Here is a 12,886-nt window from a genome sequence, read left to right as displayed (position 1 = left end):
ATGCATCACAGCACAAACACAAAACTTGACTCTGGCATCGCCGAACCGCCACGTCAGAGTCAAATTTCATCGCTCATCCATTATCCTGCGCTCTGCTGTCAACAATTGACCCTCTAGAGTCAAGCGGATAAACCCATCTGCTTTCATTCTGATGTCATTCCTCGCCGTGTATTGCGGGCTGAAGGAAACTGAACATTAACTGGCCCGGAGTGAATTCTGATGAATGCAAAACAGTCTGATACCTTGGATAACGCGAGTCTGTACCAGCTTGCAGAACAGGCGATAAAACGTTATTCCGCCAATGTACAAGGCCAACTATCGCTGCTCTGCCGCTCAGAAAACGCGACCTTTAAAATTTTGGCCTTCGATGGAAAACGCTATGCGCTGCGTATTCATCGTGGGGATTATCATTCACGCGAAGGTATTGAAAGTGAGCTGGCGTGGTTAGATGCTTTACAGGAATCAGGTATCCAAGTACCGCAGGCGCTGACCGGTCTTGATGGCCAGCAGGTACAGACGTTAATGGTCAATGAAACTGAAAGCCGTAATGTGGTGTTGTTTCACTGGATCGAGGGTGAAATGCCGACGACGGAAGTCGATCCTCGCGCCTTTATGCAGCTCGGTGAAGTGACTGGCAGATTGCATCAGCACAGCCGTCGCTGGCAACGCCCCGCCGGGTTTCAACGCATTTTGTGGGACAACCCAAGCATGGTGGGAGAGAACAGTCATTGGGGACGTTGGCAAGATGCGCCGCGTCTGACAGCGGCAGATCATCCGCTGGTGGAAGAAGCATTGCAGCAGATCGACAGCCGTTTACAGGACTATGGACAAGACGCACAACGCTTTGGTTTGATCCATGCCGATCTGCGTTTAACCAATCTGTTGATGCATAAGGGTGAGACGCGAGTGATCGATTTTGATGACTGCGGTTTTGGTTGGTACATGCACGATGCGGCGGCGGCAATCAGTTTTATTGAACACTATCCGCAGGCGGATCAGTGGCTACAACAATGGTTACGTGGCTATCAGCGTGTCTGTCCGATTAGCGACGCGGATCTGGCCATTCTTCCGACGATGATCGCGCAGCGTCGTATCCAACTGTTGGCTTGGGTGGGATCGCATGCAACAACGGAAATGGCGATAAGCCTGGGTGAACATTGGGAAGCGGAAAGTTTACGTTTGTGCCGCCATTATCTCGACACTATTGATCAGCCTCTCGCCATTGTTTGATCCCATATTTTGATCGTTAGCTATTCTGATCCCTAGCGTGTGGACCACAGCCCAAATCTGCCCCAGCGGTGAATTTGGGCTGATGAACAATAATATTTATCCTGTTATCTAGCATATCTGCTCATCTCGCGTTAACTCGGATTTTCCACACACTCTTTTAATCTATCCAGAAAATGCATGGCTGTTTGGCAACATGAGTGGTTGTACGCTGCCCGTTTTCTGTGCACCACTGCACAACCACAAGTCGCCAGAGACTCTATCTTAATCTCTAGGGGAAGGAGTAATCGCTGTCGCCCTGTCTCATTGGAGACTGCAGATTGGTATGAAACTTGCAGTACTCCATCATCTTTGATGCCAACAGAGTGAACCGATGATGCGGACAGATATCCTTCGTCAGGCCAGTCCGTTTGGTCTGACACAACATAACAGTAATTGCGGCGTACTCGCCGCCGCGGCTTCGGGCCTGAGCGATTTCATCCTCGGCAAAGGGGCGGATGTTGATCGGGTGCTGGGCACCTGTCATATCAACCCGGAATTGTTACAACAACCGACGATGAGTCTTGAACTGACCAACTACTGCAAGGTATTGGAGGAGGCCGCTCGCCAATCCGCTTGTGATAACTTTGGTCTGCTTTATGGCCGACAATTTAAACCTCAGTCATTGGGCTTAATTGGTTATATCGGGTTGTGTTCTGAGACGGCAGAACGGGCGCTGCAAAACGTGGTCAACGCGTTTCCTTTTCATCAACACAACACCCTGACGCGGCTGGTGGATAAAGGCGATCATTACCGTCTCGATTATCAGGTACGCCACGGCGGTATTTTATCGAAACGTCAGGATGCCGAGCTAACGTTGGGGATGATCCTCAATTTGCTGCGCCACGCGTTGGGTAAAAGTTGGAACCCGCGCGAAGTTCACTTTGAGCACCCGCGCCCGGAGCAATGGCATGAGCACTGCAAGATTTTCGATGCGCCGGTCTATTTCGACCAGCCCTATAACTCAATGTTGATCGTTAAAAGCAGCCTGCAACGTGCGATGCCAGAGCGTGACGCAACACTGCTAATGGTGATGCAAGACGCGATTCGTCGGCTCAATAGCGAGAGTTTATCGCCCCAATCGTTGGTCGATAGCGCCCGTTCTGGCGTACGTCGGGCCTTATTGCACGGCGAACCGGTATTAGATGAGCTGGCAGATAAAATGGGCATGTCACCGGCATCGTTACAACGCCGGTTGCGTGAACAAAATCTGAGTTTTACGACGTTGGTCGATAAAGTACGTTGCGAAATGGCGACCCATTATTTACAGCAACAGCAATTGCCCATCTCGGAAATGGCATTATTACTGGGATATTCGGAAGCCAGCGCCTTCTCGCGCGCTTTCCGCCGCTGGTTCGGCGTAAGCCCAAGGCAGTGGCGACAGGCGAGTCAGCATTAAAATCCGACACGCCTGTTTGGGTTTTAGCGGCTATTCACTGTGTACTTATTCACTGTGCACTCTAAACTCATTGCTCAATTGACTCACGCCCAGCCCGTTGACCTTTTTGACTTTAATTTGCACCGGAATACGATCTTTCATGGCTTCGACGTGGCTGATGACGCCGATAGTTTTACCCGAAGCGTTCAGGCTATCCAAGGCATCAAGCGCGGTATCCAGCGTGTCGGCGTCAAGCGTGCCAAAGCCTTCGTCGAGGAACAGCGAGTCAATACGGGTTTTGTCGCTTACCAAATCCGAAAGGGCCAGCGCTAGCGCCAGACTGACCAGGAAGCTTTCGCCACCCGATAAAGTGCGAGTATCGCGCACCGCATCGGCCTGCCAGGTATCAACGACTTGTAGTTCCAGTGCATCGCTGGTTTTACGCTGCAACAGGTAACGTCCGTGTAGTTTCTCCAACTGGCGATTGGCCAGATAAACCAGATGATCCAGCGTTAATCCCTGCGCGAATTTACGGAATTTTGCGCCATCGCTGGAGCCTATCATCACGTTGAGATAGCCCCAGTCGTCGCAGGTTTCCTGCGCCTGTACAATTTGAGCGATCAGCGTCTGTTGCCCGCTGTGTCGCAATTTATCGCTTTCTAACTGGTTTTTCACTTCACCTAAACGTTGCTGCAAGGTTTTTATCTGTTGTGACAGTTCTGTTTGCTGCGCCGTCAATTCCTCAAGCGAATTTTCGTTTTCAGCAAGATGGGCAGGGCGTGCCAGACGATGTTGTTCTAGTGTTTGGGTCGCGTCACCGAGCAGCGTTTGTGCCTGAGTCAGTTGCTGTTGCAAGTTCTCTTTACGTTGCTGCAACTGTTGGCGCAGCGTATCGTCAAGCAGAGCCTGTTTCACCGCCTCTTCATCAGCAAATTCGCTGGCGCTTAGCGCCTGTTGCCAGCTAGTTTCTGCCTGCTGTAAACGCTCCGTAGCCTGCAACTTTTGCTGTTGTGTGCTAACAACTTGACCGGTCAGCTTGTCGCGTTGCTCCTGCGCTTTATGCAGCGATTCAGCCGCATCGTTTACCGTTTTTTCCGCCGCCTGCTGCTGTTGATGTAAATGTTCACGTACCTGGGCAACCTGGCGGTCATCAAACAGTTCGTGGCGCTGACGGTTTAGCTCAGCCAGCGTTTTTTCACCTTCAGCAAATTGCGTTTGCAGGTGTGTTAGCTGCTCTTGCAGCTTCGCCTGATTTTGCTGCGTCAGCGTAGATCGCTCTGCTAGCAACGCGCTTTGTTGCTGGACTTTCTGCTGTTCGCTCGACGCTTGATTGACCGCATCTTTGGCCTGTTGCAGTCTGCGAGACAGCTGTTCATGTTGGCTGATAAGCGCCTGCAACTGTTGTTCTTGCTGGTCGAGCTCTGCTAACCATTGCGAAATCTGCTCGGCATCCGCTAAGCCAAAGGTGAGCTTTAGCGGGGCGCTGAGCTGCTGCCAGCTATCCAACTGGGTAGTTAACTGCTGCTGGTCTTGCTCCAGCTGGGCTTGCAGGCGCGAATGCTGCTCTTTGCGACTTTTGATCCTGGCGGCCAGCTCAATACCGCTGGTTTTAATAGCGTCGAACTCCTGTTGCATCTTCTCGACCCGTTGCGCGGTTTCAGAAGGTTTTATCTCCTGATAACTGTCAATCGCCGGGTGCGATGTTGAGCCACACAGCGGACAGGCTTGGCCGCTTTGCAAATTAGCGCGTTCAGCCGTGAGGCTGACAATCAACTCTTCACTTTTCAGCCGCGCTTTCACATCGTTGAGGTGCTCCAGCTGCTTTTGACACTGTTGGCGAATCTCACCCAGCCGTTGCTCTTCTTGCGCTAATTGCGTCTGATTTTGCGCAATATCCTGGCTCTGTTGTGCAACGCGGCGGTTCAGCGGTGCAAAGAGCTGCGAGAGAGAAAACAGCTGCTGACGTACTGGGCGTAGCTGCACCAGTTCGGCTTGTTGCTGCTGTAATGTCGCCAGCGGATGTTGCTTTTCCAGCTCAGCCTGTTGCTGCTGTTGAGCGGCTAACGCTGCCGTTAGCGTGTTTTGTCTGGCCAGATGCTGAAGGTTGAGTGCATCAAGCTTTTGGCGCTCTGCGGCAAGCTGTTCCTGCGCGGCGTTTTGCTCTTTTATCTGTTCTGCCTGCTGGGCTAGCGACTGCTGAGCATCAGCTTGCAATTTACGTCGTTGCGCGATGTCACTATCCAGCGGCAACACTTTTTCTTCAATTAGCGTCTGTTGCTGGCGCTGCTGTTGTATTTGTTGCTGTCGCGCCGTTTGCGCCTGTTCCAACGCCTGATTCAGCGGCGTCATTTGAGCAACCTGTTGCGCCTGTTGCTGGGTTAATTGGCTCAGTAAATGCTGTAATTGCTGGGTTTGTTGCACGCTGCGCTGACGTTCACTGAGCAGTGGCCGCAGTTTTTCTGCCGGTTCGCTACGTGCCAGTTGTTGTAACTGTGGTGCGGCTGCGGCGCTTTCTTGTTCTGCCGCCGTTAAACGTTGCTGTGATTGGCGATGCTTTTGTTGCACCTGCTGCCACTGTTGCAGCCAGTTAAGATCCTGTTGACGCTGCTGCGCCTGCTGGCCGAGGTTCGATTCCTGGGTATTCAGCGCGGCTAATTCTGTTTCCAGCGTTTGGCGCTGTTCTTCGCTCAGCAGTTCGATACCGGCCATGCGCTGATGTAAGCCATCGAGCGTAATTTTGGCTTCTTTATTTTGTTCAAATACGCGTTCGGACAACAGGCCGTAGATTTCTGTACCGGTTAACTCTTCGAGCAGTTCGGCACGATCATTGGCATCAGCATTGAGAAAAGCGGCAAACTGTCCCTGCGATAGCATCATCGATTTGGTGAAGCGGCCAAAATCCAGCCCGGTGAGTTCGGCAATGCGATCGAGCTTATCTCGGACTTTATCAGCAATAATTTTGCCGTCTGCCAGCAGCGCCAGCTCAACTTTTGGCGCTTGTAAATTACCGTCTGGCGACATTTTTGCCCGCCGCTGGCTCCAAAAAGCACGGTAGCCGACGCCTTTGACTTCGAATTCTACTTCTGCCAGTGATTCAGCAGTATGACGCGTCATTAACTCATTCTGCGTCGGTGTCACGTTAAGGCGCGGCGTTTGGTGATAGAGCGCCAGACAAATGGCATCGAGCAGAGTGGTTTTCCCCGCGCCGGTCGGGCCGGTAATAGCAAACAGACCGTTGCTGGCAAAAGGCTCGGCGGTGAAGTCGATTTTCCATTCGCCTTCCAGTGAATTAAGATTTTTTAAACGCAGGCTCAAAATTTTCATTGGGCATCCTCGCCGCTGGCAACCTGTTCAACGATTTGGGCAAACAGGGTACGCATCCGGTCATGACGATTTTCCGTGTCGCTGTTTTCCTGCGCTAATCGGCGTTCAAACACCTCGCTCACGCTTAACTCGGTGAGCGTCTCTTTTTCCTGCTGTTGCAGGCTGTTTTGTCGTTGTTCTTTGCTGCGTCGCAGCAACACCACTTCTACCGGCAGATCGGCGGTGAGCGCTTGAATGCGCCGTTGAATATCGCTGAGATAATCCTGGGTCGCCACTTCGATATCCAGCCAGACGGTTTTGTCGTCCTCTTTCCCAGCGAAAGCGGCTAATTGCTGCTCAATATCGGCCAAAGTTCCTTTGATCATCTGCATCGGCTGGTAAGTCGGCACGGGCAGCGCGTCTACGGTGCTCAGCGCATTCTGGCTAAACTCCAGCAAATAGACGCTTTTGGGGCTGTTTAACTCATCAAAACTTAGGGCAATTGGCGAGCCGCTGTAACGAATATGCTGGCTTTTGGCCACGCACTGCGCGCGATGAATATGGCCGAGTGCGACGTAATCGGCTGGGGGAAACGCCTGTGCCGGGAAGGCATCCAGCGTACCGATATAGATATCACGTACTGAATCGGATGTGGTGACACCAACGGTGGTCAGATGGCCGGTGGCGATAATCGGTAGCGCAACCCCCAGGCGTTCGCGCTCGGCCAGCGCCGCTTGGTACAAACTGGCGTAGTGCGCGGCAATGGCTTCTTGCAAGGCCAGTTGTTTGTCATTACCCGATTGTCCCGCCTGACTGGCAAGCAGGTCGCGCGGGCGTAAAAATGGCACGGCGCAGACAATTGCCCCCGGCTGGCCGTTGCGGTTATTGAGCACCATAATTTGCTGCGATAAATCGTCGCTGACGGTGGCAATAACCTTGGTATTGAGGCAAGAGAGCAGCTCACGAGATTCATTAAGCGTGGCGACGGAATCATGATTACCCGCCAAAATAATGAGCTGGCAGCCGGTGCGTTGTAGCTCAACTACAAAGCGATTATACAATTCACGGGCATAGCTAGGCGGCGAGCCGGTATCAAAAATATCGCCGGCGACGATAACGCCATCAACCTGATGCTGTTCAACTTGCTCGATAAGCCAGCGTAAAAAGGCTTGGTGCTCTGGCGCTCGGCTTTTGGTGAAAAAGTATTGGCCGAGGTGCCAGTCGGCAGTATGAATCAGGCGCATCGCGTTCTCATGGTTAGAGGAAAATAGTGTCGTTAATTATAAACGTCGTATTGGGTGGTTGTCGTTGAAAAATCAGGAAATGATATTTGTATGACGCAAGCCAGACATGTTTACTACACTTAACTTCGGCTTGTAATGATTTTCATAAATATGTCACAAAACTGACGCATAATGTTGCTCGCAATCAAATAAAGATCGCTAACTTATTGGCAGGTTCCACGATGGCAAGACGCATATTAGTTGTTGAAGATGAGGCACCAATCCGCGAGATGGTGTGTTTTGTATTAGAGCAAAATGGCTATCACGCCGTAGAGGCAGAAGATTATGACTCTGCTGTCAGCCGTTTAATCGAACCCTTCCCTGAACTCATCTTGCTAGACTGGATGTTGCCTGGTGGTTCTGGCATTCAGTTTATTAAACATCTTAAACGTGAGGCGTTGACACGGGAGATCCCGGTCATGATGCTTACCGCCCGTGGCGAAGAAGAAGATCGGGTTCGCGGCTTGGAAGTGGGTGCGGATGATTACATCACCAAACCGTTTTCTCCGAAAGAATTAGTGGCGCGTATTAAAGCGGTGATGCGTCGTATTTCCCCAATGGCTGTTGAAGAAGTGATCGATATGCAAGGTTTAAGCCTTGATCCTTCCTCTCACCGAGTGGTTGCTAATGAGCAGGCGCTTGACATGGGGCCTACCGAATTTAAACTACTTCATTTCTTTATGACGCATTCTGAACGCGTTTATAGCCGTGAGCAGCTGCTGAATAATGTTTGGGGCACTAACGTTTATGTGGAGGATCGTACAGTCGATGTACATATCCGCCGTTTACGCAAAGCGTTGGAAGTGAGCGGTCACGACCGGATGATCCAAACCGTTCGCGGAACCGGGTACCGTTTTTCAACGCGCTATTGATTAGTTTCTACGGGGAAACCGTGTGTTAGAACGCCTATCATGGAAGCGCCTCGCGGGTGAGTTGTTTTTATTTTGCTTACCTGCGTTTATTCTCGCCATTTTTATTGGCCATCTCCCTTATCTACTCTTAGTGTCGGTATTTGCGGCACTGGGCTGGAACTACTATAACCAGCTAAAACTTTCTCATTGGCTGTGGCTGGATCGCAGCATTACGCCGCCTAGCGGGATTTGGAGCTGGGAGCCGCTGTTTTATGGTCTAAACCAGATGCAGATGCGTAATCGCCGTCGTCGCCGTGAATTAGCGTTGCTGATTAAGCGCTTTCGCAGCGGGGCTGAATCTTTGCCTGATGCAGTGGTGCTGACCACGGAAGAGGGCAATATTTTCTGGTGTAACGGACTGGCGCAGGTATTACTGGGCTTTCGTTGGCCGGAAGATAATGGCCAGCATATCTTCAATCTGGTGCGTTATCCTGAGTTTCGTTTGTGGATACAGAGTCGTGATTTTAGCCGAGCGCTGAATTTGCAGCTCAATAATGAGCATCATGTTGAGTTCCGTGTCATGCCATATTCTGAAGGTCAGCTGTTGATGGTGGCGCGTGATGTGACACAAATGCATCAGTTAGAAGGAGCTAGGCGCAACTTCTTTGCTAATGTTAGTCACGAATTACGTACCCCGCTAACCGTGGTGCAAGGCTATTTAGAAATGATGGTGGAGGCGAAGCTCGAAGAGCCTTTCCGCAGTAAAGCCTTAGATACCATGCAAGAACAGACGCGACGAATGGATGGGTTGGTCAAGCAACTGCTCACCTTATCGAGAATTGAAGCGGCCACTAATATCGATTTGAATGAGCGAGTCGATGTTCCGGTAATGTTAGGCATGATCGAGCGTGAAGCACAGACGTTAAGTTCAGGTCGCCACGAGATTGTCTTTACCGTTAATAACCAGCTCAAGGTATTTGGCAACAATGACCAGTTGCGAAGTGCTGTTTCCAATCTGGTTTATAACTCGGTGAATCATACGCCAGAAGGCACGCGCATTGAGGTGAGTTGGCAGCAAACACCGCAGGGCGCTAAATTCGAAGTAAAAGATAACGGACCCGGCATTGAAGCACAGCATATCCCACGTTTAACCGAACGTTTCTACCGAGTCGATAGAGCACGTTCGCGGCAAACCGGAGGCAGTGGATTGGGGCTGGCAATCGTGAAGCATGCGCTAAGTCATCACCATGCTCGGTTGGATATTATCAGCCAAATGGGCGTCGGCAGTTGTTTCACCTTTACCTTGCCGCAGCGGTTTATTGTGCCTCATACACAACAAGCTGAAATTTTCGTTAAGAATAAATAAGTTCCACGACTTAGCGGAAAGTTACCGTTTAAAGGCATCATAAAAGTGTGTGAAATGCTGAATTTTTGGTTATTTCACGCACTTTTTCGTTTTTTAGCGCATAACACGCTCATCATTGCTCAAAAATAATACACATCAAATGGCGTGTTTTTTGATTTAACTGGCATTAATTACTGATTCTGCATAATTGTGCAGTGGAAATCTCTGCTTTTATGATCCAGCCTTGCCTTTCCGCACTATAAACGTTTACCTTAAGCGCCGTTGCTCCCCGACACTTCCTGCATATCTGTACGGCTTTATAGCTATATAGCTCCATAAAAACAGAGCTCCCTAAGAACATAGCCTTCTGCATCCGAAGTAACTTGGGCATATCCTTTTAGACAGTGGATGATAATCGTCACCAGGCGTTTTATCCTTTTGAACAGGTAACACGGCACCAATTATGAATTATCGATTAACAAGTAAGGACGTTTGGGCGCTGGGTTTCATGACCTTTGCGTTATTCGTCGGGGCGGGAAATATCATTTTCCCACCGATGGTTGGATTGCAAGCCGGGCAGAATGTCTGGTGGGCAGCTGCCGGATTTATGATCACCGCAGTGGGCTTGCCCGTCATGACCGTGATTGCGCTGGCGCGTGTTGGCGGCGGCATTGATGGCTTGAGTTCACCGATTGGCCGTACCGCAGGCTTAGTACTGGCGACGGTGTGTTATTTAGCCGTTGGCCCACTCTTCGCAGCCCCGCGTACAGCGACAGTATCCTTCGAGTTGGGGATTGCTCCGCTAACCGGCGATGGTGCACTGCCGCTGCTGATTTATAGCCTGATTTATTTCGCGTTAGTCATTTTGATTTCACTCTATCCTGGCCGTTTGTTGGATACCGTGGGTCATATCCTTGCGCCACTGAAAATTGTTGCTTTGGCTATTTTGGGTATTGCTGCCGTTCTGTGGCCTGCCGGAACAGAAATTGCCGCGACGCCAGCTTATCAAAACGATCCCTTCTCTAATGGCTTTGTTAACGGCTATCTGACCATGGACACGTTGGGCGCACTGGTCTTTGGTATCGTGATTGTTAACGCGGCGCGTTCTCGTGGCGTAACCGAAGCGAAGTTGCTCACTCGTTATACCGTTTTGGCAGGGCTGATTGCCGGTGCGGGTTTGATGCTGGTGTACTTGAGCCTGTTTAAACTGGGCCAGGATAGCGCCAGTCTGGTACCTGATGCGCAAAACGGTGCGGTGATCTTGCACGCATATGTACAACATACCTTTGGTGGATTGGGCAGCTTCTTCCTGGCCGCACTGATCTTCATCGCTTGTATGGTAACGGCGGTTGGCCTGACCTGTGCGTGCGCGGAGTTCTTCGCTCTGCACCTGCCGCTGTCATACCGCTCCCTGGTGTTTATCTTAGGTCTGTTCTCTATGGTGGTCTCAAATCTGGGACTGAGTGAACTGATTAAGGTATCAATTCCAGTGCTGACCGGTATTTATCCTCCGTGTATTACGCTGGTGGTATTGAGCTTCACGCTGCGTTGGTGGAATAACCGCTCACGTATTGTCGCCCCTGTCATGTTGGTCAGTTTGCTGTTCGGGATTATCGATGCAATTAAAGCGTCAGCCTTTAAAGCGCTGCTACCGCTCTGGGTCGATAAGCTGCCGCTAGCAGAACAAGGCTTGGCTTGGTTGCCACCTACGTTGCTGGTACTCGTCGTGATTGGTATTTATGACCGCACGGCTGGCCCGCGCAGTGTATCAGTGCATCAGTAAGTCAATATCCCCGTCGTGCTTCAAGTATGACGGGGTATTCACCGCCTTTATGCCACGCCGCAACCGAATCACTTCATGGAGAAGGGATTCGGTTGTTGTTTATGTGAACTCGACAGCATCTGTATATACATGTTAAGAGATTTAACGAATTGGTCACAGAATTCTTCTCGTGGCCTGCTAGCATCTGCCATTAATCCAGACAATCTGGTCTTGAAAATTAATCAGTTAAACCGGAGGCAGGATGCACCCATTGAGTAATCAGCAAGATGTCACCCCTCAGCAACCCAAATTAAAACGCGGATTAAATGCTCGGCACATAAGATTTATGGCGCTAGGTTCTGCTATTGGCACCGGTTTGTTTTATGGATCGGCAGATGCCATCAAGATGGCGGGGCCGAGTGTGTTACTGGCTTATATTGTCGGTGGCATTGTCGCTTTTATTATCATGCGCGCGCTGGGGGAGATGTCGGTTAATAACCCGCAAAGCAGCTCCTTCTCTCGCTATGCACAAGACTATCTTGGACCTATCGCTGGTTATATTACCGGCTGGAGTTACTGCTTCGAGATTCTGATCGTGGCGATCGCCGATGTTACCGCTTTTGGTATCTATATGGGGCTGTGGTTCCCCGGCGTACCGCACTGGATTTGGGTATTAAGCGTGGTATTGATTATTGGTGGTATTAACCTGCTGAGCGTCAAGGTATTCGGCGAGCTGGAGTTTTGGTTCTCGTTGTTCAAAGTGCTGACCATCATTTTGATGATTCTGGCCGGTTTCGGCATTATCTTCTGGGGGATTGGTAACGCCGGGCAACCAACGGGAATTCATAATCTGTGGAGCAACGGCGGCTTCTTTAGCAATGGTTGGTTAGGGACGATTCTATCGCTACAAATGGTGATGTTTGCCTACGGCGGCATTGAAATTATCGGTATTACCGCGGGTGAAGCCGATAATCCGAAGAAGTCCATTCCGCAAGCTATCAACTCAGTGCCTTGGCGTATCTTGTTGTTTTACGTTGGCACACTGTTTGTGATTATGTGTATCTACCCTTGGAATCAGGTGGGCAATCAGGGCAGTCCGTTTGTATTGACCTTCCAGCATTTGGGGATCACGGCGGCAGCCGGTATTCTCAACTTTGTGGTCATTACGGCGTCGCTTTCAGCGATTAATAGTGATGTATTTGGTGTCGGGCGTATGTTGCACGGCCTGGCGGAGCAGGGACAGGCGCCAAAAATGTTCACCAAAGTGTCGAAAAATGGCATTCCTTGGGTCTCAGTCGTGGTGATGCTAGCCGCGATGTTAGTCGCGGTTTACCTCAACTACATTATGCCGGAGAACGTGTTCCTAGTGATTGCCTCGCTGGCGACCTTTGCTACGGTGTGGGTGTGGATTATGATCCTGTTCTCACAGATTGGCTTCCGTCGTTCGTTGAGCCGTCAACAGGCGGCTGAGCTGGCTTTCCCATTACGCGGCGGGGTTTTCACCTCGGTCATTGGTATTATTTTCCTGTTCTTTATTATTGGTCTGATTGGCTATTTCCCAGATACCCGCGTGGCGCTATACGCCGGAATTGTTTGGGTGCTGCTGCTCGTCGTGAGTTATTGGATCATGCAGCGCAGGAAGAGAGCTTAACGCTCCTCTTTACTGGCATTAAAAAGGGTAAGCACTTGCTTACCCTT

The 12,886-nt window shown here is 50.7% G+C and carries 8 protein-coding genes; 6 read left to right on the top strand and 2 right to left on the bottom strand.

Features of this window, described 5'->3' with window-relative positions:
* Window positions 1-219 precede the first annotated feature (219 nt).
* Together ACL9RG_RS13400 and qhpR are read left to right on the top strand one after the other, a co-directional pair.
* Complete coding sequence (locus tag ACL9RG_RS13400) at window positions 220-1,230, top strand: phosphotransferase enzyme family protein (protein ID WP_422793117.1); 1,011 nt, start codon at window positions 220-222, stop codon at window positions 1,228-1,230.
* 373 nt (window positions 1,231-1,603) lie between these two features.
* Window positions 1,604-2,665 (top strand): AraC-like transcriptional regulator QhpR, encoded by a 1,062-nt coding sequence (gene qhpR, locus ACL9RG_RS13395; protein WP_422793234.1) that lies wholly within the window; start codon window positions 1,604-1,606, stop codon window positions 2,663-2,665.
* Window positions 2,666-2,710: 45 nt separating this feature from the next.
* Here the strand turns inward: qhpR and sbcC are convergent, their stop codons facing one another.
* Window positions 2,711-5,968, bottom strand: a complete 3,258-nt coding sequence (gene sbcC / locus ACL9RG_RS13390; RefSeq protein ID WP_422793116.1) for an exonuclease subunit SbcC — start codon at window positions 5,966-5,968, stop codon at window positions 2,711-2,713.
* On the bottom strand, window positions 5,965-7,191 hold the full coding sequence (gene sbcD / locus ACL9RG_RS13385) for an exonuclease subunit SbcD (protein ID WP_422793115.1): 1,227 nt from the start codon (window positions 7,189-7,191) through the stop codon (window positions 5,965-5,967). The genes sbcC and sbcD overlap by 4 nt, the downstream gene beginning before the upstream one ends.
* A gap of 221 nt (window positions 7,192-7,412) precedes the next feature.
* On the opposite strand from sbcD, the gene phoB reads away from it, so the two are divergent.
* The 4 genes from phoB (at window position 7,413) to proY (ending at window position 12,839) form a co-directional block, all read left to right on the top strand.
* Window positions 7,413-8,102: a phosphate response regulator transcription factor PhoB gene (gene phoB, locus ACL9RG_RS13380; RefSeq protein WP_422793114.1), complete on the top strand. Its 690-nt coding sequence runs from the start codon at window positions 7,413-7,415 to the stop codon at window positions 8,100-8,102.
* A 22-nt stretch (window positions 8,103-8,124) separates the two neighbouring features.
* On the top strand, window positions 8,125-9,447 hold the full coding sequence (gene phoR, locus ACL9RG_RS13375) for a phosphate regulon sensor histidine kinase PhoR (protein WP_422793113.1): 1,323 nt from the start codon (window positions 8,125-8,127) through the stop codon (window positions 9,445-9,447).
* 442 nt (window positions 9,448-9,889) lie between these two features.
* Window positions 9,890-11,209 (top strand): branched-chain amino acid transport system II carrier protein, encoded by a 1,320-nt coding sequence (brnQ, locus tag ACL9RG_RS13370; RefSeq protein ID WP_422793112.1) that lies wholly within the window; start codon window positions 9,890-9,892, stop codon window positions 11,207-11,209.
* A gap of 241 nt (window positions 11,210-11,450) precedes the next feature.
* Window positions 11,451-12,839, top strand: coding sequence for a proline-specific permease ProY (gene proY, locus ACL9RG_RS13365; RefSeq protein WP_422793111.1), 1,389 nt, complete (start codon window positions 11,451-11,453; stop codon window positions 12,837-12,839).
* The last annotated feature ends 47 nt before the right edge of the window (window positions 12,840-12,886 follow it).

Origin of the sequence: Rouxiella sp. Mn2063 (assembly GCF_049319665.1) — a bacterium.
GTDB lineage: Bacteria > Pseudomonadota > Gammaproteobacteria > Enterobacterales > Enterobacteriaceae > JBMOUD01.
Note: the sequence above shows the minus strand (reverse complement) of the source record. Positions and strands in the feature narration are given on the sequence as shown.